The organism is Marinomonas sp. THO17 (genome assembly GCF_040436405.1).
Lineage (GTDB): Bacteria > Pseudomonadota > Gammaproteobacteria > Pseudomonadales > Marinomonadaceae > Marinomonas.
In genome coordinates, this window is sequence record NZ_AP031575.1 from 1568594 (window position 1) to 1591058 (window position 22465).

General features: G+C 43.4%; 24 protein-coding genes. 2 read left to right on the forward strand and 22 right to left on the reverse strand.

Features of this window, described 5'->3' with window-relative positions; genetic code table 11:
• Window positions 1-41: 41 nt before the first annotated feature.
• Genes ABXS85_RS07390 through ccmA form a run of 9 tightly spaced genes read right to left on the reverse strand, consistent with a single transcriptional unit; the run spans window position 42 to window position 6714 of the window.
• Complete coding sequence (locus ABXS85_RS07390; RefSeq protein ID WP_353669398.1) at window positions 42-1214, reverse strand: hypothetical protein; 1173 nt, start codon at window positions 1212-1214, stop codon at window positions 42-44.
• Window positions 1211-1615: a cytochrome c-type biogenesis protein gene (locus ABXS85_RS07395; RefSeq protein ID WP_353669399.1), complete on the reverse strand. Its 405-nt coding sequence runs from the start codon at window positions 1613-1615 to the stop codon at window positions 1211-1213. The genes ABXS85_RS07390 and ABXS85_RS07395 overlap by 4 nt, the downstream gene beginning before the upstream one ends.
• Window positions 1612-2124, reverse strand: a complete 513-nt coding sequence (locus ABXS85_RS07400) for a DsbE family thiol:disulfide interchange protein (protein WP_353669400.1) — start codon at window positions 2122-2124, stop codon at window positions 1612-1614. Before ABXS85_RS07400 ends, ABXS85_RS07395 begins: the two co-directional genes overlap by 4 nt.
• Window positions 2121-4052 (reverse strand): heme lyase CcmF/NrfE family subunit, encoded by a 1932-nt coding sequence (locus ABXS85_RS07405; protein ID WP_353669401.1) that lies wholly within the window; start codon window positions 4050-4052, stop codon window positions 2121-2123. The genes ABXS85_RS07400 and ABXS85_RS07405 overlap by 4 nt, the downstream gene beginning before the upstream one ends.
• Before the next feature lie 17 nt (window positions 4053-4069).
• A complete protein-coding gene (gene ccmE / locus ABXS85_RS07410) occupies window positions 4070-4516 on the reverse strand; it encodes a cytochrome c maturation protein CcmE (RefSeq protein WP_353669402.1) in 447 nt (148 codons plus the stop codon).
• The gene (gene ccmD, locus ABXS85_RS07415) at window positions 4517-4687 is read right to left on the reverse strand and encodes a heme exporter protein CcmD (protein ID WP_353669403.1); all 171 of its coding nucleotides are present in this window, start codon (window positions 4685-4687) and stop codon (window positions 4517-4519) included.
• Window positions 4677-5423, reverse strand: a complete 747-nt coding sequence (locus tag ABXS85_RS07420; protein WP_353669404.1) for a heme ABC transporter permease — start codon at window positions 5421-5423, stop codon at window positions 4677-4679. The genes ccmD and ABXS85_RS07420 overlap by 11 nt, the downstream gene beginning before the upstream one ends.
• Window positions 5423-6085 (reverse strand): heme exporter protein CcmB, encoded by a 663-nt coding sequence (ccmB, locus tag ABXS85_RS07425; RefSeq protein WP_353669405.1) that lies wholly within the window; start codon window positions 6083-6085, stop codon window positions 5423-5425. Before ccmB ends, ABXS85_RS07420 begins: the two co-directional genes overlap by 1 nt.
• The gene (gene ccmA / locus ABXS85_RS07430) at window positions 6082-6714 is read right to left on the reverse strand and encodes a cytochrome c biogenesis heme-transporting ATPase CcmA (protein ID WP_353669406.1); all 633 of its coding nucleotides are present in this window, start codon (window positions 6712-6714) and stop codon (window positions 6082-6084) included. The genes ccmB and ccmA overlap by 4 nt, the downstream gene beginning before the upstream one ends.
• Window positions 6715-6808: 94 nt before the next feature.
• On the opposite strand from ccmA, the gene ABXS85_RS07435 reads away from it, so the two are divergent.
• Together ABXS85_RS07435 and ABXS85_RS07440 are read left to right on the forward strand one after the other, a co-directional pair.
• Window positions 6809-8755, forward strand: a complete 1947-nt coding sequence (locus ABXS85_RS07435; protein WP_353669407.1) for a flagellar hook-length control protein FliK — start codon at window positions 6809-6811, stop codon at window positions 8753-8755.
• On the forward strand, window positions 8755-9003 hold the full coding sequence (locus ABXS85_RS07440; RefSeq protein WP_353669408.1) for an EscU/YscU/HrcU family type III secretion system export apparatus switch protein: 249 nt from the start codon (window positions 8755-8757) through the stop codon (window positions 9001-9003). Before ABXS85_RS07435 ends, ABXS85_RS07440 begins: the two co-directional genes overlap by 1 nt.
• Here ABXS85_RS07440 and ABXS85_RS07445 read toward each other — a convergent pair.
• The 13 genes from ABXS85_RS07445 to flhA all read right to left on the reverse strand — a co-directional run bounded on the left by ABXS85_RS07445 (window position 8994) and on the right by flhA (window position 22464).
• On the reverse strand, window positions 8994-9398 hold the full coding sequence (locus tag ABXS85_RS07445) for a DUF2802 domain-containing protein (RefSeq protein ID WP_353669409.1): 405 nt from the start codon (window positions 9396-9398) through the stop codon (window positions 8994-8996). The genes ABXS85_RS07440 and ABXS85_RS07445 overlap by 10 nt on opposite strands.
• A 19-nt stretch (window positions 9399-9417) precedes the next feature.
• A complete protein-coding gene (locus tag ABXS85_RS07450; RefSeq protein ID WP_353669410.1) occupies window positions 9418-9909 on the reverse strand; it encodes a chemotaxis protein CheW in 492 nt (163 codons plus the stop codon).
• A gap of 36 nt (window positions 9910-9945) precedes the next feature.
• Window positions 9946-10992 (reverse strand): chemotaxis protein CheW, encoded by a 1047-nt coding sequence (locus ABXS85_RS07455; RefSeq protein WP_353669411.1) that lies wholly within the window; start codon window positions 10990-10992, stop codon window positions 9946-9948.
• Between the two features lie 9 nt (window positions 10993-11001).
• A complete protein-coding gene (locus tag ABXS85_RS07460; RefSeq protein ID WP_353669412.1) occupies window positions 11002-11775 on the reverse strand; it encodes a ParA family protein in 774 nt (257 codons plus the stop codon).
• A gap of 72 nt (window positions 11776-11847) precedes the next feature.
• Window positions 11848-12663, reverse strand: coding sequence for an OmpA family protein (locus tag ABXS85_RS07465; RefSeq protein WP_353669413.1), 816 nt, complete (start codon window positions 12661-12663; stop codon window positions 11848-11850).
• Complete coding sequence (locus tag ABXS85_RS07470) at window positions 12656-13393, reverse strand: flagellar motor protein (protein ID WP_353669414.1); 738 nt, start codon at window positions 13391-13393, stop codon at window positions 12656-12658. The genes ABXS85_RS07465 and ABXS85_RS07470 overlap by 8 nt, the downstream gene beginning before the upstream one ends.
• Window positions 13393-14457, reverse strand: coding sequence for a chemotaxis response regulator protein-glutamate methylesterase (locus ABXS85_RS07475; RefSeq protein ID WP_353669415.1), 1065 nt, complete (start codon window positions 14455-14457; stop codon window positions 13393-13395). The genes ABXS85_RS07470 and ABXS85_RS07475 overlap by 1 nt, the downstream gene beginning before the upstream one ends.
• 30 nt (window positions 14458-14487) lie before the next feature.
• Window positions 14488-16809 carry a chemotaxis protein CheA gene (locus ABXS85_RS07480; RefSeq protein WP_353669416.1) on the reverse strand — a complete coding sequence of 774 codons (2322 nt, stop codon included), beginning with the start codon at window positions 16807-16809 and terminating at the stop codon, window positions 14488-14490.
• Window positions 16810-16824: 15 nt separating this feature from the next.
• Window positions 16825-17610 carry a protein phosphatase CheZ gene (locus ABXS85_RS07485; RefSeq protein WP_353669417.1) on the reverse strand — a complete coding sequence of 262 codons (786 nt, stop codon included), beginning with the start codon at window positions 17608-17610 and terminating at the stop codon, window positions 16825-16827.
• 10 nt (window positions 17611-17620) lie between these two features.
• Window positions 17621-18013 carry a chemotaxis response regulator CheY gene (gene cheY / locus ABXS85_RS07490; protein WP_048814102.1) on the reverse strand — a complete coding sequence of 131 codons (393 nt, stop codon included), beginning with the start codon at window positions 18011-18013 and terminating at the stop codon, window positions 17621-17623.
• A 43-nt stretch (window positions 18014-18056) separates the two neighbouring features.
• On the reverse strand, window positions 18057-18794 hold the full coding sequence (locus ABXS85_RS07495; RefSeq protein ID WP_353669764.1) for an RNA polymerase sigma factor FliA: 738 nt from the start codon (window positions 18792-18794) through the stop codon (window positions 18057-18059).
• 95 nt (window positions 18795-18889) lie between these two features.
• Window positions 18890-20245: a flagellar biosynthesis protein FlhF gene (gene flhF, locus ABXS85_RS07500; protein WP_353669418.1), complete on the reverse strand. Its 1356-nt coding sequence runs from the start codon at window positions 20243-20245 to the stop codon at window positions 18890-18892.
• A 101-nt stretch (window positions 20246-20346) separates the two neighbouring features.
• Entirely contained in the window at window positions 20347-22464 is a 2118-nt protein-coding gene (gene flhA, locus ABXS85_RS07505) for a flagellar biosynthesis protein FlhA (protein WP_353669419.1), read from the reverse strand.
• Window position 22465 lies beyond the last annotated feature (1 nt).

Genomic DNA, 22465 nt, shown 5'->3' on the forward strand with positions numbered 1-22465 from the left:
AAAGTTGCCTATATTATCAGGCGAAGCGCATCAGGATTCAATTACAAGGCTAACTTGATAACGTAAATCTCTTTACGATTTGTAAAGACGCCTGATTTTGTGCCGATTATTTGACCTTTGGTCAAATCTGCGTCCTGCAAATTGGCTAATTTTACCACCAGATTAACTTGTTGCACCTCTGACAGATTGGCTGTTGGCATAACAGCGTCCAGATTGGTCAACAAGATAGGGCTAGCCAGATCCTTTGGAAAGACTCTTTGTATTGCCACTGGCATTACTTGACCAACCTGTTGAGCATACACTAAAAGCACTTGGTTTGGCTGCCATTGAATGTCTTTTGGATCCCACTCGAGTTGCACCGCAATCTGATGTGTAATGATGGGCGGAAGACTTTGATAATCAATCTTGCCTAAGTTTCTGGCTTTATTGATGGCCGTTAGCAAAGCCAAACGCTCGGTCGAGTTAGCGTTATAACGAATGGCTTCTTGCCAAGCCAATACGGCTGCCAAATAGTTTTTGCGATCAAACTCCACAACCCCTTTTAATCCCAATGCGTTAGCTTGATGCGGATCCAGCAATAAAATTTGTGCGATAAGATTCTCTAATTCCACTGAGCTCTGATTGTTGTTGGCATAAAATACGGCTTGCGCGTATTCCACTAAGAGATTCAATCTGTCAGCACTCTTCTCTGGCAATTTGTCTAATGCGTGTTGGAAAGCGCTTAACGCTTCTTGATACTGACCTTTTTGCACCAAATCTACTGCTTCGAAATACCAATCTTCTGCGCGATCATAACGACGACTTCGATACTGCAAAAAAGTCGTTATTTTTTCGGCTGTTAATTCTTGTGCTTGCATGGCTTGCTGAAAACGCCAATCTCTGGAGAATCCGAGATGTTGATAAATCAGCAAACTACCCAACACACTAATAATAAAAAATCCACCAATCGCCCAAAAAGTCAGCCCATTGGTCTCTTTCCACTTGATATCAGCTAACCTGCTTTGTTGTTTTTCAGTTTGCAAATCTTTTAACAACTGTTTCGACTCGGCTGCCGTCAAACGATCATCAGCCAAGTCGACAGCAATTTCACTTTTACGCGCTTGGTAGAAGTCATCTTGCCAATTTTCATTGCCAGAATTTACAAAACAAAGACTGTAAAAAAGATAAGCGAAGCTCAGTAACAGAACTAAGACTAAAAGCAAATTCAATATCATAGATTTGCCCTTTTATGACGTGATCGCCAAATAACACCAATAAACACCAATAAACCCAACGCCAGTAATGCAAATGGCCCATACCAAAGAAGCATAGTCGAGCCAGTGTTTTGCGGTCGATATAAAACAAATTGACCGTATCGCGCCACCATATAATCAATAATTTCTTGATCGGTTTTACCAGCTTCTATCATGTTATGAACCTGATTTCTAAGATCAATCGCGATCTCAGCATTCGAATCCGCCAAATTCTGGTTTAAACATTTAGGACAACGTAGCTCTTCTACCAAACTTTGGTATCGCACTTGATTTAGGGTCGAACTAAAGGACAATAAATCGTCCGCCTGTAAGCTTCCCGTTAATGAAAACAGGCTTATGATCAAGATAAGTAAAGGTTTCATTGTAAATGCCTCTGAACCTCTTGCCAGCTTTGTTCATTGAGAACACCTTGCAGGCGAAAAGTAATCATACCTTGTCCATTCACGACAAAAGTCTCTGGTGCGCCGGTCACTCCCATATCTAAACCAAATTGCCCCAACTCGTCTTGTAATACTAACTGATAAGGATTGCCCTTCTGTGCCAACCACTGTTTGGCTGCGGAGGCTTCATCTTTATAATCAATACCAATGATGATCACCCCTTGCTGAGCCAATTCCACCAAAAATGGGTGCTCCACATGGCAAGCTGGGCACCAAGTGCCCCAAAAATTAATAAGATAGGGCTGTTTTGGCATGTGAGAAGAAGTGACTAAGTCATTTCCCTCCAAGGTCACTAATCTAAAGTCAGGTACGGATTGACCAACCAAAGCCGAAGGCATGTATTGTGGGTCTTTACCTAGCTGAAAAAACAGTACTAAAGCCAACACTAAGAAAATAAAAAATGGTAGTAATCTAAGGCTCCATTTCATCATGATGTGCCTCGCTTTCTGTAACCTTTATCGATTGCTGCCAGCAAGCCCCCTAGCATCATCAATACTCCACCTAACCAAATCCAGCGCACAAACGACTTAATATGTATTCTCACGCCCCAGGCATCATCCGGTAACTGTTCACCAAGTGATATATAAAGATCACGAGTAAAACCTGCCCCGAGAGCGGCTTCCGTCATCACTTGTTGACGCGTCGTAAAGAAACGTTTTTCCGGGTACAAATCCGCAATCAATCGATCATTTTGATAGACTTCAAAATGCGCTTTATCGGAGACAAAATTAGGTCCTTTTATTATCTGCATTTTTTCGAAAACAAAACGATAGCCACCTAATTCAGTATCTTCTCCAGGTGCCATTTTCACCATAGCCTGATGACTATTCACTGTTACCAGAATAATACCAATCAAACAAATTGCCATGCCAAAATGCGCTAACAACATGCCATAGTAACCCGCAGCTAAACGGCGCCATCGAGAAAGCTTCCAGCCTATTAATTGCTTACTTAGCCATTCATATGAGGTCAATGAAATCACCCAAAAAGCCACACTAAGACTCACCCAAGCCCAAGCATCAAAAGCTTGCCAATAGACAATCAATGATGCTCCTACTATGGCAACAGCAGCTGAGAAACACATTGGTTTAAGGAGTACACGCAAATTAGTGCGATGCCACCGGGACAGGGGGCCAAGGGACATGAAGACCATTAACAGTAAAGCAATGGGACTAAAAACCGCATTAAAATAAGGTGCCCCCACGGAAATACGACCTAACCCCAAGACATCAAAAATTAAGGGATAAAGTGTGCCAAGTAACACAGTTAAAGTAAGTACGGTTAGGAAAATATTATTGAGCAATAACCAAGCTTCACGACCACTAAAACCAAAACTCACACTGGATTTAACTTGATTGGCACGTAACGCGTAAAGCAACAAACTGCCGCCCACAAGAAGAATCAGCAAGGCAAGGATAAAAACTCCACGAGTTGGGTCCGCTGCAAAAGCATGTACTGAAGTCAACACTCCAGAACGAACGAGGAAAGTCCCTAATAAAGACAAGCTGAAAGTAAAAATCGCCAGCAACACTGTCCAGCTTTTAAACACACCACGCTTTTCCGTTACTGCCAAAGAATGCAAAAGTGCAGTACCCGCTAACCAAGGCATAAAAGAAGCATTCTCGACTGGATCCCAAAACCACCAGCCTCCCCAGCCTAATTCATAATAAGCCCACCAGCTTCCCAAGGTAATACCGAGCGTCAATGAGGCCCATGCCAACGCCGTCCAAGGCCGAGCCCATCGAGCCCAAGCGGCATTCAGGTTCCCCGTCAACAAAGCCACCACAGCAAAAGCAAAGGCAACGGAAAATCCTACATAGCCCATGTACAATATAGGTGGATGAAGAATTAGGCCAATATCCTGTAAGAGAGGATTTAAATCTCCTCCATCCGTCGGCACATCAGGCAGCACTCGAATAAAAGGCGAAGAAGTAAACAACAGAAAGGCCAAAAAGCCACTCGCCACCCAGCCTAATACCGACAGAACCAAGGGGCCAATTTCACTCGGCAAGGATCGAATGCGAAGCGCTACCGCAGAACACCAAGCTGACAGAATCAATACCCACAGCAATAAAGAACCTTCATGTCCTCCCCACACTGCACTGATCTTATAACGCATTGGCAATTGGCTATTGGAGTTTTGAGTAACATAAAGCACAGAAAAATCGTCGCTTACGAAAGCCCAGGTAAGCGCTAGAAACGCCAACATGACCAACACAGACATGACTAAAGTCAAAGGCCGAGCCGTGGCTAACAAAACTAAATTAGTGCAAAAATAACCAACAATAGGAAGACAGGCCAGAGCCACCGCAAAAAACAGGGCCAGTATTAAAGAGAAATGTCCAATTTCAACAAACATATAAAGAGAAAGCCTTATTAATTTGTGTATTGTGACGAAGTTTGGCTTTGCTGTAACGCCTCAGTCACTTCTGGGGGCATGTATTTTTCATCATGCTTAGCAAGCACTTCAGTCGCTTGAAAAACACCATCTTTTCTAAGCTGACCTTGTGCAACTATGCCTTGGCCTTCACGAAATAAGTCAGGCAAAATACCCACATATTCAATACGCACATTGTGTTGGAAGTCGGTTACCAAAAATGCTACCGCTAAACTATCTGGATCACGCTCTACACTACCCGCTAATACCATACCACCAGCACGAATATTGGTGTCATAGGGTGCTTCTTGTTGAACTATTTGTGTTGGTGAATAAAACAAATTTATGTTTTGCTGCAAAGCGTATAACACCAAGCCTAATGCGCAAGCCAATAAACTCACACAAAGCAAAATCCATAATAATCGTTTTCGTCGAACAGGGTGCATTTACTCTTCCTTTTGATAACGCTTCTTCAGGGCAATCCTTGCGTTACGGCGCTGACATATACTCGTCAAAATAAAAATCAACAAACTACCACAACCTATGGCGTAAGCAGACCAAACATACAGTCCGTGTTTACCCATTGCTAAAAAATCACTCAAGGTGTCAAATGCCATCCTTTAAAACCTCTGTTTTCAACCATTCCGATCTGGCTTCTGTCTGCATAATTTGTGTTTCTATTCGCCACAACACCAAGGCCGCCGTCAATAGATAGAAAGCAATAACAGACAGTAATAAGGGTAACCACATTTCCACTGGCATGCTGGGTTTCTCGGTCAATTTAAAACTCGCACCTTGGTGCAAGGTATTCCACCATACGACTGAGTATTTGATGATGGGCAAATTTAACAGTCCCAGCAAACCAATCACGGCAGCGGTTTTATCAGCTACGCTTCTATCCTCAAGTGCGTTTTGTATGGCCATTATGCCGAAATACAAAAACAAGAGTATCAATACCGAAGTCAGTCGAGCATCCCACACCCACCAAGTGCCCCAAGTTGGCTTACCCCAAATAGCGCCACTAGCAAGCGCCACAAATGCCATTAAGGCCCCCAGCGGCGCAACCGCTCTCATGAATAAAGGAGCCATCTTGATTTTCCAGACAAGAAAAATCAAACCGGCAAGGCCCAAGGCTAGATAGCAAGACTGTGCCAGTATGGCGGCTGGAACATGCAAATAGATAATACGAAAACTGTTACCTTGTTGATAATCTTCTGGCGCAAATGCTAATCCCCATATCAAGGCTGTTATTAGCAATACACTGGCAATGACGAACAAAGGTGTTGGCCAGCGTTTGAAGCTTTGATAAAACCATTTTGGTGAACCCAATTTATGTAACCAGACCCAATTCATTAACTCACGCTCGCTTTGATGCAGATAGCAGTCATCCAAGGAGACAATACTAAGCAAAATAAAAACATGGCCGCTAAAATGGCCAGTGAACCATCATATGGCAACCCCGAATACGTTAATTTCATCACAGAGGTAGCAAAAATAATAATAGGTACATATAAGGGCAAAACAATCAATAACATCAATACCGCTCCTTGTCGCAAGGACACAGTAACTGCAGCGCCAATTCCTCCCAATAAAAACAGACTTGGCACAGCAAGCAATAAACTCAGTAGCAAAGGCCAAAAGCTGTTCGCAGGCAAAAACAACATCTGACTTAATAATGGCAACATAATAATCAATGCCAATATAACCATTACAGAATGCAATATCACTTTCAGCAAAACCAAAATTGGCAAAGACAAACCACTGACGACCCACTGTTCTAACGAGCCATCATGGTAATCTTCTTTGAACAAAGCTTCTACGGACAAAAGACAAGCTAAGGCAGTTGCACACCAAATGATGCCTCCTGCGGCTTTACTAAGAAACACCTCAGATGAATCGATGCCAAGTGGAAATAATACGATCACCAAAAGAAAAAACAGCAAGCTGTTCATCACATTCTGCTTGCGCCGCCACATTACCAAAAGTTCAGCTTGTATAAAGGACAAATAGGTCATGACAAAAGTTCAATCGTTTTAACAGACACAGACAATAATTCTTGATGGCTCGTCAAGACGATCAGCCCACCTGAATTTATATGTTCTTGAAATTTAGCCTCCAATAAGGCAACGCCATCTTTATCCAAACTCGCCAAAGGTTCATCTAATAACCAAATGGCCTTATCAGACAACCATAAACGCGCCAACGCTACTCGCTTTCTTTGTCCTTCAGACAAATGTTTAACCAAACTATGCTGATAAGAATAAAGTTTAAGGTGCAACAACACCCTTTTTATCTTTTCATTGCTCGCTTGTGGGCAATAGCAGGTCACATTTTCAAGCACACTAAGGTGACTTTTAATGCCGTATCTGTGCCCCAAATAAAGACTGTTTTTAATGAGTGTATCTTGATCGTCTTGATCGTCTTGATCGTCTTGATCATGAGAATTATCAACAATCACTCGCCCCTCAAGTGGCATGAGAATCCCTGAGATGACCTTTAACAATGAGGTTTTGCCGGCACCATTTTCCCCAAGAATACGGTACAAATGCCCCGATTTGAGAGAATAGTTTAATTGCTGACACAAAATATGTTCGGCACGTTCTATACAAATGTCAGATAATGTTAAAGATAGATTGGTCTGCAAAAGGTTTATCCATTCTTGCCGATAAAGAAAAAGGCGTAAATTCACCTCATTATATGAGAATATTTCTAAAATAACGATGCAATAGGTAGGCGAAATGATCTCTGACATTAAATCAATGATTAGCGGCCAATCTTCTTCAACGGACACCTCATCCGCTCGCCTAAATACTGTTGGCACCCTAGCCAAACTCAGCAACGAAATGAAGCTGATTGAAAACCTTTCGCTCATCAAATTTCTAGGCAGTGAAAATACCTTATTTCAGGGGAAGCCTGTACAGCTGCTTCACGCTTCTAGCCAGCATCAGCCTTTTACCTTAATTAACTCAGGTCCTGCTATTGATATCAGTGACTTAAACAACGTTAAAATGAGTCGAAACGGTCATCATCAAGCCAGTTTAGAATTGCCTGCTAACAGCAACACTCAGCTTAGTAATCAGACAAGCCCTACCCAAACGCGCCTTGGTAACCTAAACATTGCTTCACAGGTTATTCAACTGACCGTAGTTTCCAGCTTACCAAACCCTTTATCCGCTAATGTTACAAGCCAGCAAACTACCCCTAACCAGACACAGCTAAATACGCAACAAGCCATTCAGCCAGGTACTGCACAGTCATCATCTAATGTGGCGTCCGCCAATCCTTCTACCTCTAATCAAGCCAGCAGCCCTCAAACACAAACAACAGCATCCACTTCCAGTAATCCATCTCAAGCGCAGACCAACGTCAGTAACAACAGCTCATTAGGTAACAATCAGACGAATGCAACCAACGCTACTAAAACAACACAGAATACAGTCTCTAACTCGGTAAATCAGAGTCTCACTAATACCTCAGCAAACGCCACTAACAATGCCTCTCAAACCCAACCTCAAGGGCCAACCGAGTTGACTTACGCCTCTCTTAATAAACGACCCTTGAGTAACCTCAGCCTTACTAATAACAGCAGTACGCCAACAGCAAGTAACCAAGCTGCTCAATCATCGTCAAACACAACATCTGGAGGTCAAACGCCCCATGTCGGAAGCAATACTCAACCGACTCAAACACCTGCATCTAACCAGTTTCAGCACACTCAGGGACAGCATATTCTGCAAGTGACAGACGGTCAGTCCGAGTTTCAGTTAATCAGTCAACAAGCGCTTAAAAAAGGTGACACACTTAGAGTATTTGTCGATGCGAATCATCAACTGCAAAGCCTGCCAGCCAAACAGGCAAACGAATCTATGCCATTACAGACACAGGCCTTAAGACAAAGCTTACCAAAACAACTGGCGGCCTCTGAAATGAATAGTTTAATCAATCAATTACAAAGGATTTCCCAAACGGAAGGGGCTGATTTACCACCACGAACACAACAGGCACTGCAACAGCTTCTGCAACACCTGCCCAACCTGCCTCAGGTTACTGGCTCACCCGAAGCAATGAAACAAGCCATGCAGACCAGCGGCACTTTTGCTGAATCCTTGCTACTTAATGATCAAAAAAATCAGATTCCAGCGGATTTCAAATTGAACTTGGAACGCCTTAAAGACAGCCAAGATGCCATGCTGATTACGCGAACAACAAGCACAATCCCCACAGAGCAAATTGCCAATGCGATTGAGCGTATTACAACTAATCAGCTACGCCATCTTAGCGAACCTGGTCAATTAAACAGCCAAATGTACCCTTTGCACATTGAAGTGCCGATCAAAGATCAGCAACAACAGCACAGGTTAGTTCACATTGAAATAGATCAAGATAACAACCAAACGCAGCATGAAAAGCACGAGCGCCGTTGGTTAGTGAAATTACAATTTGATTTTGAAGAAACCGGTCGCTTTGACGCCCGAACCAGTATCCAAGGCAATAAAGTGGGTATTTTATTTGCTGCAGAAAGTCTCGATACGGTACAAAAGCTACAACATAACATGCCCATTTTAAAGGACAAGCTCAATCAAAAAGACATTGAAATAGAACGTCTTGATGCTTTTCAAGCAAAATTAGTTCAGACAGAGAAAAATAAACCCAGTCAACAATCTTTGATCGACGTGAGAACCTAATGAAAAAAGCAGTAGCACTCAAATACGATTATCAAAACGCTCCTGTTATAGCAGCTAAAGGAAGCGGATTGTTAGCAGAAAGAATCATGCAGGTAGCAGAAGAGAATGATGTCATGCTCCACCAGAGCCCTGAACTGGTTGAGGTACTGAGCACTTTGGAGTTGGGTGAGGAAATACCCGAATCTTTATATCTCGCAGTGGCAGAAATTATCGCGTTTGCTCACCAAATTAAGGATCATCAATGGTAGTCTGAATCCCGGCGAGACTCTTTCTTGAGCAAGCTAATCAATTCTGCCTCAGCACGAATCAAACCACATTTAGAGACTAAATCGTCTATGGTGGCGCCCATCTCCAACAACTCCATGGCACGATTGTAAGAAACACTGCCCTCTTTAGACAAAATCTCGGACTGTTTCTCTACTGCCAAGTTTAATTTCTTCTCAATGGCTACCAAGCGACGTCCCATTCCGATAGAACCCGATGCCAATACCTGTACTTGCTTTTTATGGTTAATGTCCGCTTCAAATTGCTGTGACTTAAGCTGCTTGATTCGTTTTGATAGACGAAAGGCCCACGTCATCACAACCAGCAGTAATACAAACTGCAGCACCAGAAGAAGGTTAAATAACCATTGAGATTCCATTAAATACAACTACCCTAAATTATATTGAAGCGACTTCAGACCACTCATCTTCGGACAACAGCTTATCGAGGTCAACCAAGATCAATAAAGTATCGTTTTTGTGACACACACCCTGAATAAATTTAGATGACTCATCATTGCCCACACTCGGTGATATTTCAATTTCTGATTGACGTAAATACACCACTTCAGAAACCGCATCCACCAATATACCAATCACATGGCCTTCCACTTCTAGGATCATAATACGCGTAGCATCGGTAATTTCACCTGAGGGCAAACCAAAGCGCTGGCAGGTATCGATAACAGTGACCACGGTACCACGTAAATGAATGATACCCAGTACAAAAGCTGGCGCACCTGGTACCGGCGCAATTTCTGAGTACCGAAGAACTTCTTTCACCTGCATGACGTTAACGCCATAAATTTCATTTTCTAGGCGAAAAGTCACCCATTGCAACATTGGGTCTTCCGATTGATTCGCGCCTTTTAACGCAATATTCGTAGACATAACACATCTCCCAAGATCACGCTGTGATCACTAGCCCTATTGTGAAGGACCCTTAAAGCCATTTTTAGGGTCGTCTAATAATTCTATAAAACCTTGTACATCCAGTATGGCACACATATGATCAATTACCGTACCAGCCAACCAAGGACGCTTGCTTCTGTCTTTTCGCCATTTTACTTGAGCAGGTTCCAAAGTAATGGCCTCAGCCACTTTTTCACATGCGACCCCCCAGTTTGAGCGATCTAATTGAATAACAAATTTAAAATGCTCTTTGAGCTCACCTTCATAATGATTTGGCATTACCCAGCGAGCGGTATCTACAGTTCTTAGATTGAAATCTCCTACGTTAGCCACACCGATAAACCAATCAGGCTGACCAAAAATAGAAGTTATTTTTTCTTCTCCACTTTGAAAAATACCGCCCAGTTCCACTAAAGGAACCGCCATTTTCAAGCCACCAACGTAAAACAATAAACATTCAAAACGACCTTTGGCCCAAGGCAAAGGCTCTGTTTTTCCAACGCGAGGCGAAAGGGTCACCACTTCAGCAGGAGCAGATTCTTCTTGCTGCAACGCCTCTTCTGTCTCACTAGGTTTAGGCGTAGCCATTAATCCTTTTGGCTCTGGCTCTGGCTCTGGCTCTGGCTCTGGCTCTGGCTCTGGCTCTGGCTCTGGCTCTGGCTCTGGCTCAATAGCCTGCTCACTTTCCAGCTCAATTGGCAAACTTTCTTCTACATGATCTGCAACGGCGCTCTCAAAATCCTTAAAAGACGCATCAATGGAAGACCAATCAGCATCAGACAAATCAGTACTTGGCTCGTTATCTGCTGAAGTGTCAGTCTCTGCACTCGGCTCAGCATCAAGGGTTTGTTCTTGAGGCTCTGCTATCTCTTCTGTATTGTCAAAAGAACTTGCTTCAACATCTTCAGCAAGAGCCTCATTCTCTTGTAAACCTTCTTCCGATACAGGCTGTTCCGACTCAGAAGCCTCTGACGTTGCTTCTTGCAGCAAATCATCCAAATAACGTTGTACCGCGGCTTGCGGCCCAATCAATACGTCTTCTTTGTTCTTTGTTTCTTTCATATGTATTTTCTATCCCGCTGGATTCATCAATGAATCCATCAGACTCGCGTATGCTTTGATGCCACGAGCACTTGAATCCAATGCCGACGGAGCAATTCCTGCTGTACTGGCATCTCGTAATTTTGTGTCTACGGGAATCACTGAGTGCCAAACAAGTTCTTCGTACATGTCTTTTAAATTACGCAAACTCTTATTGGATGCCTGAGTACGACGATCAAATAAAGTTGGTACGATCAAATAAGGTACGGGACGCTTACGTGCTCTGTTAATCATAGTCAAAGTACGCACCATACGCTCCAATCCCTTAATAGCCAAAAATTCCGTTTGTACCGGAATAATCAATTGTTGGCATGCCGCCAGAGCATTAATCATTAGTACACCTAACACTGGCGGACTGTCGATTAAAACGTAATCATAATCATCCCATAAAATGGCTAGGGTTTTGGAGATCACTAAGCCCATACCACCTTGAGCTTGGGCATGGCGTTCTAAAGTAGCCAAAGCTGTAGAGGCAGGCAGCAGAGATAAGTTGGGATGGCCAGTTTCCAATATCAAAGAAGGTGGCAATTCATCCGGAATTTTTCCAGATACTTGAAAAAGGTTATAAGCGCTGTTCTCTATTGAGTCTGGGTCAAATCGGAAATAGCTTGTTAGTGAACCATGAGGGTCTAAATCCACCATTAATACACGGTGCCCTGCGTCCGCCAATAGTCCGGCTAAAGACACAACTGTCGTCGTTTTACCTACACCACCTTTTTGATTCGCCACCGCCCAAATGTGCACTCTGACTCTCCGCTATCCTAAACTGTTTTTCTGCTTACGAATTCTTTGCAATCAATCATATACAGTAACTGCTTACTTAAACAAGTAATCATATAAATTATCGGCTCTTCGCTTGCTAATTCGTATTACCACACGACGATTTTGTTGCCGAGCAAAGTCATTGGTATTTCTTACTTTGGGATGCTCACTCGCAAATCCCATTGGAGCAACCATTGCTGGATTCATACCGCGATATACCAACTCATCTACAACTGACGAAGCACGTAAACTAGATAAGTTCCAATTGTTACCAATACGTGGAGAGTTTACCGGCAAATTATCTGTGTGACCTTCCACTATTACTGCAGATGGGTAAGCCTTTAAGACATTTGCAACCATTATCAGTAGGGCTACCGCTTCATTAGTCAGTTCATACTCGCCAGTACCGAACAATAAAGCCGATTTCATTTCTAGACTGACCCAATCAGCCGACTCTGAGACTTGAATTTGACCAGTTTGATGTAAACCAGAAAATTGCTGTTCAACCAAACGACTCAATAAAGCATAAACAGCGGAAGATTGATCTTCCTCAACGTCAGCCGCTTCTTGAGGAATGGGTATACTTTCGATTAATTCTGCGTCTTTGGGCTCTCCAACAATAGGTTCTCCTATATTGATGGGTTTTACTGATTTTTGTACCGCCTCAAACACCCCTTGTAAACTTTCCTTTAGACGCTTCTCATCATCAGAATTTTTTAATGACAAGGAATACAAAGCTACAAAGAAGGCAAAGAGTAGAGTGATAAAATCAGCGTAAGAGAGAATCCATCGATCTTTTCCCGACGCATGTACGGGAGAAGACTTTACTAATTTACGGCGTTTAGATGAACGAGATTCAACATCACTCATAAGTCGCCAACTCAAGTTCTAAGCGATATGGATGCTTACCGATCGCAATACCACAAATGCCATCAATAAGAAGTTGATGGTATAGCAATTCTTTATCAATATAATTGGACAACTTTCTCGCAATAGGAAACACCACCAAATTCGCAAAACCTTGTCCATATAAAGTTGATACAAAAGCCACTGCGATCCCTTGCCCCAGCGCTTCAGGACTGTTCAAATTAGCCATTGCCTGTATCAGCCCTAGAACAGATCCCATGATCCCCAAAGTTGGAGCATAGCCACCAATGGACTCAATAAAAGACACACTTTTTATTCGTCTTTCGTGAATGCGAATTGCATCATCGTGCAAACGATCAGACAACACATTTGGGTCAGTGCCATCTATCGCCATCTGCAAGGCGCGTGTAGAAAAAGGATTGTTGATAGCACCGACATCCGAATCTAAAGATAGTAAGGATAAACGTCGTGCCTTATGGGCGAGATTATTTATGGTAGTTCGCGCTGAGGTAAAATCGAAAACGGGTGGAAATAAACTCCATTTAAGTAAAACTAAAGCGCGAATTGCTTCTTGAATGCTGCTCTGAATGAGTGTTGCACCGAGACTACCGAAAATAACGATAATCGCGGATGGGAAATTGAGCAGTAGAACCACTTCCCCACCGCCCAACCAATTAGCAAGGAAAACTGAGCTAAATGCAATTAACAAACCTGCTAAGGTGACTAAGTCCACTAACCGACCTCGCGTACAATACGTTCACCAATGTGATTCAAGTCGATAATTTCATCGGCCAAATTAGCCTTTTCAACCGCCATTGGCATGCCGTAAATAACACAGGTATCTTCACTTTGAATCCACACTTTAGAACCTGAGCTTTTTAGCATCCTGGCACCTTCTCGGCCATCTACACCCATACCCGTCATAACTACTGACAGTACTTTTCCTGGGTAACATTTTGATGCCGAACCAAAAGTCACATCGACCGATGGTTTGTAATTAAGACGTTCATCACCATCCAAAATACGTACACAACCGCCATTACGTGAATCTATCATCATTTGTTTCCCACCTGGAGCAAGTAAAGCCACTCCAGCTTCAAGACGATCGCCATCCTTTGCTTCTTTCACTTTAATCTGACATATGTTGTTTAAACGTTCTGCAAAAGCCCCGGTAAAAGCGGCAGGCATATGCTGTATCAACACAAGAGGTGCCGAAAAGTCTTCAGGGATTTTACTTAATACTGCTTGGAGCGCCATAGGCCCCCCCGTCGAAGTACCAATAGCCACAAGGCTAACGCGTTTTCGCGAACGAGGGATAATTACCCCACGATCAGTAACAATGGCTTTGTGTTCTTTACGCGGTGCAAGCGGCTCAGTACTTCCGCCACCACCCGATAAACGGGTACGAGCCACAGCCAAAACACGATCGACCAAAGCTTTCTTCACCACCACAGAATCTCGAGATATGTCCTCAAAGTTCTTTGGCATGAAATCAACTGCACCAGCTTCAAGCGCATCTAAGGTTACTTTCGCGCCTTCGTGGGTCAAAGATGAAAACATCAACACCGGAGTCGGCTTAGTTTTCATTATGTTAGAAACAGCCGCAATACCGTCCATTACGGGCATTTCATAATCCATTGTCACCACATCAGGTGACAGCGACTGAACCTTATCAATCGCTTCTTTACCATTATTAGCGGTGCCTACTACAGATAGCCGAGGGTCCGCTTCAAATATTTCCACCAATCGGCGTCTGAAAAAGCCTGAGTCATCAACAACCAGCACTTTTACCGGCATACTACATCTCCAAAATGTATAACTTAGTTGTTACCTTGATGCATAACTTTTTAGCATGCTAGGCACATCCAGAATCAATGCAATACGACCATCACCCGTAATTGTTGCCCCTGCCATACCTGCAGTACCTTGCAACATTTTCCCTAGTGGTTTAATAACAACTTCTTCCTGTCCGACCAGTTGATCCACAACAAAGCCAACTTCATTCATTCCTACCTGAACCACAACAACGTGAGCTTCAGAAGGATTTTCATCCGTTTTAGAACCTTTCACTAACCAATTCTGTAAGTGGAATATTGGTAGTGTCTTACCGCGAATCACCACCACTTGCTGACCATCAACAATATTGGTTTTCTTTAGATCTAAATGGAAAATTTCATTCACGCTTACCAATGGGAAAGCAAAAGCTTGATCAGATAACGTCACCATCAAGGTCGGCATAATAGCCAGTGTTAATGGTACTTTAATGATAAAGCGAGAACCTTGACCCAATACAGATTTGATGTCCAAAGTACCGTTTAGTTGAGAAATCTTGGTTTTCACCACATCCATCCCAACACCACGTCCAGACACGTCCGTGATTTCAACTTTAGTAGAGAAACCAGGAGCAAAAATCAAGTTAAAGGCTTCGTCGTCAGATAAACGCTCGGCTGCATCCGTATCCATCAAGCCTTTTTCAACGGCTTTTTTACGCAATACATCTGGATCCATACCCGCACCATCGTCTTCGATAGACAAGAGGATATGGTCACCTTCTTGCTCCGCTGACAAGATAACGGTACCCATGCGAGGCTTACCATTTGCTTCACGCTTTTCTGGGGATTCTACACCATGGTCAACAGAGTTCCGCACCAAGTGAACCAACGGATCAGCAAGGGCCTCAACCAAGTTTTTATCGAGATCGGTATCTTCCCCTTTTAACACTAGGTTAACTTCTTTCTTCATGTTACGAGCCAAATCTCGTACCACTCGAGGGAAACGACCAAACACTTTCTTGATAGGCTGCATGCGAGTTTTCATAACCGCATTCTGCAAATCGCCTGTTACCACATCAAGATTGGCAACGGCTTTACCCATAGACTCATCGTCGCTCTGCAAACCTAAGCGCACCAAACGATTTCGTACTAATACCAGTTCCCCTACCATGTTCATGATGTCATCTAGACGTTTGGTATCAACACGAACCGTTGCTTCTTGCGTGACAGGAGCATTGGCGGCTTTTTCTTTCGGAGCGTCAGCTTTAGCCGCTGCAGGCGCAGGCTTAGTCGCAGGTTTCGGCGCCGGAGCTGCTTTTGGTTTTGCCGTCTGCTCTTGTTTTGGCGCGGCTTTCTTGGTTTCAGACTTTGCCGGTTCTGCTGTTTGCTGAGCTTTTTTCTCAGCTTGTAAGGTGTCTAAAAGCGACTCAAATTCATCCTCAGTAATCAGATCAGATTCTGCATTATCAGTTACTGCATCTGCCTTTGATGTTTCTTGCTTGTTGTCTTCTTTCTTTTCTTTTGCAGCCTCTTTTACTGAATCATCTTTTTCAGCCGATGATCCTGGCGCGCCTTCACCGTGCAAGCTATCTAATAACTCTTCGAATTCATCTTCTGTGATATCATCAGACTCAGCCGCTGTACTGGCATTGGCATCCGTATCAACAGATTTACTTGATGACTCATCCGCATCATTCACACCAGGTGCTCCGCTACCATGCAACTGATCAAGCAATGCATCGAATTCATCTTCGGTAATATCATCGTCTCCAGCTTCAGCTGTATTCGATGTAGTATCTGCAGATGCTGCAGCTGGCGCATCATCACCTAGCGCATCTAGTAGAGATTCAAATTCATCATCAGAAATATCCACTGACTCTGACTTTTCATCCTGTGCAGGAGTTTCTTCTGGTTCAGGTTCAGAGACAGGTTCTTCTGGCTCTGGCTCAGGTTCTGGCTCCGCTTCGGCAGCCATTTCTTCTTCAGAGGGAGGAGTCGCGTAAGCACTCAAAGTAGCAATCAATTCAGGATCAGCAGGTTCGGGTTCTCCACCAGAACGAACGACTTCAAACATTTCGTTTACCGCATCCAAAGCTTGCAATACGGTATCCATTAGGTCGGAATCAATTTGACGCTGACCATTTCTCAAAATGTCAAAAACGTTTTCTGCATAATGGCAACAATCAACCAATGCCGTTAATTGCAAAAATCCAGCACCACCTTTAACGGTATGGAAACCACGAAATATGGCATTAAGCAGAGCTTTATCTTCAGGATTTTGCTCTAGATCTACTAATTGTTCGGAAAGCTGCTCTAGAATTTCTCCAGCTTCTACCAAAAAATCCTGTAGAATTTCTTCATCGACTTCGAAACTCATCCTCAGCTCCTTCTTCTAGAAACCAAGACTTGATAGCAAGTCGTCTACTTCGTCTTGACTATTCAGTACTTCAGGGTTGTTTTGTTTATTAATAGAAGGACCATGGCCTCGTGTATCATCAGCCTCTTGTGCCTTCTCTTGATGCTCAATGCCGGAAATGCTATCAACACGCCCCGCAACTGCAACGAGATGTACAAGCTTATCTTCTACATCTCGAATCAGTTCATTTACTCTAGAAATTACTTGACCCGTTAAGTCCTGGTAGCCTTGTTCTAGAAGAATCGTATTTAGATTTGAATGCAATGTGGTAGCGCTTTCGTCAGCGTACGACAAAAAAACGTCGATTCGCTTATACAAATCTCGAAATTCTTGCGGCGATAAATCCCGTTGAATTAAGCGTCCCCAATCTTTTCGTAGCTCACGCGCCTGTTTTTGCAGCTCACTGGCAACTGGCACACTACTGTCAACCATGTCCATGGTCTTATTGGCAGCTGCACTAGTTGTTTCAATAACATAGGTCAGTCGATCGGACGCATCCGTTATCTTAGAAGAACCTTCTGACTCTTCATTAACAACCAAGTCCATCGAATCAATTTGAAAATCACGAATAGCATCATGCAGACTTCGCGTTAGGCATCCCACTTCGTTATAAAAGCTGTTATGTCTAGCTTCGCTTAACTCTTGGATAATCTTTATCGCACCACTGAAATCACCGACTTCAATATGGTTCAAAAGTTCTACAGCGCCATCTTTTACTTGTTTTTCAAAATCCACTAGTCCAGATCCCAATTTATTTGACATCTAAATATCCCTATTTGGCAGCATCGATTCGTTCGAATATCTTCTCAATTTTTTCTTTCAGTGCTACGGCTGTGAAAGGCTTAACAACATAACCATTCACACCAGCTTGTGCTGCCGCAATGATCTGGTCACGCTTTGCTTCTGCCGTTACCATTAATACTGGGATACTTTTCAACTTCTCATCAGCCCGAACGGCACGCAATAGCTCAATACCCGTCATTCCGGGCATGTTCCAGTCCGTTACGAGGAAATCGATTGTACCAGCTTGAAGTATTGGTAACGCAGTCGTTCCATCATCCGCTTCAACTGTATTGGTAAACCCTAAATCCCGTAACAAGTTTTTAATGATTCGTCTCATTGTCGAGAAATCATCAACAATCAGGATCTTCATGTTTTTATCCAATGCAACCTCCACACCCCAAAGGTATATTTCCACAACACATAATTTAATCTCGCCAATCGCTCAACCTAGCACGTAATCTCATTGCCGCTTGGCTATGAATTTGGCTAACCCTTGATTCACTGACGCCTAAAACAGCACCAATCTCTTTTAAGTTTAGTTCATCATTGTAATACAAGGATAAAACCAACTTTTCCCGTTCTGGTAAATTCTCAATTTCAGCAGCTAATTGCCCCTGAAAACCACTTTCTTCTACCAATGCATATGGAGCATTTTCACTTTCACTTTCCGCTCCATCAAAATTATTTGCGTCAGAGTCTAGCATTTCTTCATAACTAAACAGCTGCGTCGACATGGATGAATGCAACATATCATGGTATTCATCCATACCAATTCCCATATGGGCTGCAACCTCCATATCGGAAACATCTCTTCCTAACTTTGCCTCAAGCTCTTTAATGGCGTTGGTTACTGCACGTCCATTTCGACGTACAGAACGAGGAGCCCAATCAGATTTACGCACTTCATCCATAATAGAGCCACGGATACGAATACCCGCGTAGGTTTCAAAGCTCGCACCCTTGGTTGACTCAAAGCGCTTATAAGCTTCAATCAAGCCCATCATACCTGCTTGAGTCAAATCATCTATATCCACACTGTCAGGCAATCGAGCTAATAGGTGATAGGCAATTTTCTTTACCAAATACCCATACTGCTCGACAATCGCATCAATCGATAGCGTTGCCTTTTTGGTGTAGGTGTCATATCCACTTTTGGTTTGCATAAAATCGTCTGAGCAACCTTCGTCTTTAAGTAAGTTGCGCATTCAAACTGTACTACATAGTTTGGCGCAACGCTTTCTGAAATAACATAATTTTACTAACTACCATACTTTAGTGACCCAAAAAGGTGGTTGTAGTGTTCTGCTGTATACACAGCACGACTAATTAAATTATGTGCTCGAGCTGGTTCAATATCATCTGGGATACGTTGACCATCAGCCAAATATACTACAGGTAAACCTTCTTCAATGACCACACTTATTGCCTCGCCTAAGGAAGCAGACTCGTCAAGTTTACTTAATACACAACCATCCAACTGCACTTGAGAGTAAACATCCACTACAGTTTTCAACACTTGGCGCTGGCTGGTACAAGGTAATACTAATAATTTTTTTAAGCTTGCACGGGCTCGTTTCATCATGAGCAATTGACGCTCAAGATTCGAATCGCGAGGGTTCATCCCTGCAGTATCCACCAAGACTAAGGAATAATGAGCGTATTTGGCCAAGACTTCGTTTAAATCCGAATACTCGTTTACCACCTCAACAGGAACGTTCAAAATGCGTCCAAAAGTACGCAACTGCTCATGAGCCGCTATTCGATAGGTATCTGTGGTAATTAACACCACACCTTCAGGACCATGCTTTAGCACATGTTGAGCGGCAATTTTACCAATTGAAGTTGTTTTACCGACGCCGGTTGGCCCCATAAAAGCAATACAACCGCTCAGCTCTGCACCACCAGAACGTACGGGAATATAATCGGCTAAATGCGCTAATAATCGGTTCCAATCGTCTTCTCGACCTTTCAGGTCAATATCATCCATTAAACGCGATGCGACTAAATCAGATAAACCAAGCGCTTTCAGTTGTTCACGCGCCTTGCCTTCCAACTGACCACGCTTAGATTGATGGTCTGAGCCTTCATTCTGGCGTTGTTCCAACATAGCACGAACTTGTTGTAACTCTCGTTCCATGTCACGAAGCTGTTGAGCACTTTCGGTATTTCGAATTGAGAGAGCTTCTTCCACTTCCGCTTTTTCAACGTCCTCTGCGGCAGGCATTTCAATTGGCGAAACAGCTTCATATCGATAAGACGGCTTAGGCGATACCATGTCAGAAGAAGGTTTGTTTGACTGGACGTGTTGCGAGGAAGTACCCCTTTGCTGTTTAGCACGTTCAATTCGTTCTAAATAATCTGCACTTGGGTCTTGCGTAAAATCTTGTCTTGCTGCTGGAGTAGATTCTTGACGACCAAATTGAGAGCGAGGAGAAGCAGACCCTTTTGACATGGAAGATGGCATAGAGCCATCGTAGTCAAGGGCCGCAACAATTTCTATCTCACCTGTCGGCAAACGCTGATTTGATAATATCACAGCGTCTGGACCTACAGCATCTCGAACTTTCCGTATCGCTTGACGCATGTCAGGTGCACGAAAACGCCTAATTTGCATGAATAACCTAATCCTTCCAGCTTATTTCTCTTACAAATCCATAGCTTACCCGAAAGAACAGAATAAATATAGCCACAATATTTACCATCAATAGGCAAACTTTATTGGCCTATTACACCCACCACTGTTATGCGCTTGTGATCCGGTACTTCCTGATAGGAAAGCACTGCCATATTAACCATGCCATAACGCATAAATCGCGCAAGCATTGGGCGAATAGGCGCTGATACTATGAGGATTGGCGTATTCCCCATAGCCTCTTGCTGTTCTGCAGATTGCCGCAAAGAAGTTTGCAATTGTTCCGCCATTTGCGGCTCGAGAATCAGCGCTTCTTCGTTTTTGATGCCAGACTGTTGACTTTGCTGTACTGTCTGCATCAGCATCTTTTCCAATTGAGGCTCTAACGTCAGCACAGGAATCTCTTCCACGCCATCTGCCAATGTTTGAATAATCAATCGTGATAATGCCGTTCTTACTGCCGCAGTTAATATCATAGGATCTTGTGTTTTTGGCTGCACTCCCATGATAGCTTCAGCAATGGTACGCATATCCCGTAATGGCACCCCTTCAATTAGCAAATTCTGCAACACTTTAAGTAGTACGCTCAAAGGCACTGTGTTCGGCACTAACTCTTCTGCGAGTTTAGGGTTGTATTGCTTCAACAAGCTAAGCAATTGCTGAACTTCATCATGGCCTATCAGTTCGTAGGCATGCTTATGCATAATCTGATTCACATGAGTTGCCACTACAGTACTGACATCCACTACGGTATAACCGAATGTTTGCGCCTGATCACGCTTTTTCGGATCAATCCAAACCGCGTCCAATCCAAATGAAGGATCCTTACCCGGCACCCCTTCAATGGTTCCAAATACCTGCCCTGGGTCGATCGCCAAGTCCTTATCCGGGTGTACTTCGGCCTCAGCCAAACTCACTCCCATCAAAGTCACTCGATAAGCATTAGGCATCAGATCCAAGTTGTCACGAATATGAACACTGGGCACCAAAAAGCCCAGATCTTGGGACAATTTTCGGCGCACTCCCTTGATACGCGCCAATAACTCGCCCCCTTGAGTTTTATCTACCAATGGAATCAAACGATAGCCAACTTCTAGACCTAACATGTCCACTGGAGCCACATCATCCCAACTTAAATCTTTCGATTCCGCCGGTACTGGGGCATCTGTTGCTGAAGACTCAGAAGATTTTTTACCCTGATTGACCTTTTGTTTTTTACGATACTCTAAGAAATAGGCTAATCCCCCTAAGCAAGCAGCCAAACTTAAAAACGCAAGGTGTGGCATACCAGGAACCACTCCCATAATGGTCATTACTCCTGCCGCAATATAGAGCGCCTTAGAAGAGCCAAACATTTGTTTGACTACTTGCGACCCCATATCCCCTGTCTCATTGACTCGAGTTACCATGATAGCAGCGGCCGTCGATAGCATTAATGATGGCAATTGCGCCACCAAACCATCACCAATGGTCAAAAGTGAATAACGCTCAATAGCTTGTGTAAAAGACAAATCATGCTGGGCGATACCAATTGACAAACCACCAATAATATTGATCCCCAAGATCAATAAGCCAGCGATAGCATCCCCTTTTACAAACTTCGACGCACCATCCATAGAACCATAAAACTCAGCCTCAGAAGCAATTTCGGTACGACGTTGCTTAGCCTGATCCGCATCAATCATGCCTGCATTCAAGTCCGCATCAATCGCCATTTGTTTACCCGGCATAGCATCCAAGGTAAAACGAGCACTCACTTCGGAAATACGACCCGCACCCTTGGTCACTACCGCAAAGTTGATAATCATCAAAATAGCAAAGACAACAAAGCCCACTACATAATTACCACCAATTACTACTTCACCAAAGGCCTGAATCACCTTACCTGCAGCGTCTCCACCCTCATGACCATTAAGCAGCACCACTCGAGTAGAAGCCACATTCAGCGCCAATCTCATCAAGGTGGATACCAACAAAACAGTAGGAAAAACAGCAAAATCCAGCGGACGCATGGAATAAATCGCTACCAACAGAACGACGATGGCAAGTGCTATATTAAAGGTAAACAAAACGTCCAGAAGAAAAGCTGGAATAGGCAATATCATCATCGCCAACAGCGACAATAACAAGATAGGAATCCCTAAGTTCCCGCTAAAAATGCTTTGAACTTGTCCAGTTATTCGGCTTCTGTCGAAATTCACA

Coding starts and splice junctions, on each gene's coding strand:
- ABXS85_RS07455 (WP_353669411.1), bottom strand. CDS start 10,992: ATGAAAGAAACAAAGAACAAAGAAGACGTATTGATTGGGCCGCAAGCC.
- ABXS85_RS07435 (WP_353669407.1), top strand. CDS start 6,809: ATGATCTCTGACATTAAATCAATGATTAGCGGCCAATCTTCTTCAACG.
- ABXS85_RS07465 (WP_353669413.1), bottom strand. CDS start 12,663: ATGAGTGATGTTGAATCTCGTTCATCTAAACGCCGTAAATTAGTAAAG.
- ABXS85_RS07390 (WP_353669398.1), bottom strand. CDS start 1,214: ATGATATTGAATTTGCTTTTAGTCTTAGTTCTGTTACTGAGCTTCGCT.
- ccmD (WP_353669403.1), bottom strand. CDS start 4,687: ATGGCATTTGACACCTTGAGTGATTTTTTAGCAATGGGTAAACACGGA.
- ABXS85_RS07480 (WP_353669416.1), bottom strand. CDS start 16,809: ATGAGTTTCGAAGTCGATGAAGAAATTCTACAGGATTTTTTGGTAGAA.
- ABXS85_RS07445 (WP_353669409.1), bottom strand. CDS start 9,398: ATGGAATCTCAATGGTTATTTAACCTTCTTCTGGTGCTGCAGTTTGTA.
- ABXS85_RS07405 (WP_353669401.1), bottom strand. CDS start 4,052: ATGTTTGTTGAAATTGGACATTTCTCTTTAATACTGGCCCTGTTTTTT.
- ABXS85_RS07450 (WP_353669410.1), bottom strand. CDS start 9,909: ATGTCTACGAATATTGCGTTAAAAGGCGCGAATCAATCGGAAGACCCA.
- ABXS85_RS07475 (WP_353669415.1), bottom strand. CDS start 14,457: ATGCCGGTAAAAGTGCTGGTTGTTGATGACTCAGGCTTTTTCAGACGC.
- ccmE (WP_353669402.1), bottom strand. CDS start 4,516: ATGCACCCTGTTCGACGAAAACGATTATTATGGATTTTGCTTTGTGTG.
- ABXS85_RS07420 (WP_353669404.1), bottom strand. CDS start 5,423: ATGAATTGGGTCTGGTTACATAAATTGGGTTCACCAAAATGGTTTTAT.
- flhF (WP_353669418.1), bottom strand. CDS start 20,245: ATGCAAATTAGGCGTTTTCGTGCACCTGACATGCGTCAAGCGATACGG.
- ABXS85_RS07395 (WP_353669399.1), bottom strand. CDS start 1,615: ATGAAACCTTTACTTATCTTGATCATAAGCCTGTTTTCATTAACGGGA.
- ABXS85_RS07440 (WP_353669408.1), top strand. CDS start 8,755: ATGAAAAAAGCAGTAGCACTCAAATACGATTATCAAAACGCTCCTGTT.
- ABXS85_RS07485 (WP_353669417.1), bottom strand. CDS start 17,610: ATGTCAAATAAATTGGGATCTGGACTAGTGGATTTTGAAAAACAAGTA.
- ccmB (WP_353669405.1), bottom strand. CDS start 6,085: ATGACCTATTTGTCCTTTATACAAGCTGAACTTTTGGTAATGTGGCGG.
- ABXS85_RS07495 (WP_353669764.1), bottom strand. CDS start 18,794: ATGCAAACCAAAAGTGGATATGACACCTACACCAAAAAGGCAACGCTA.
- ABXS85_RS07400 (WP_353669400.1), bottom strand. CDS start 2,124: ATGATGAAATGGAGCCTTAGATTACTACCATTTTTTATTTTCTTAGTG.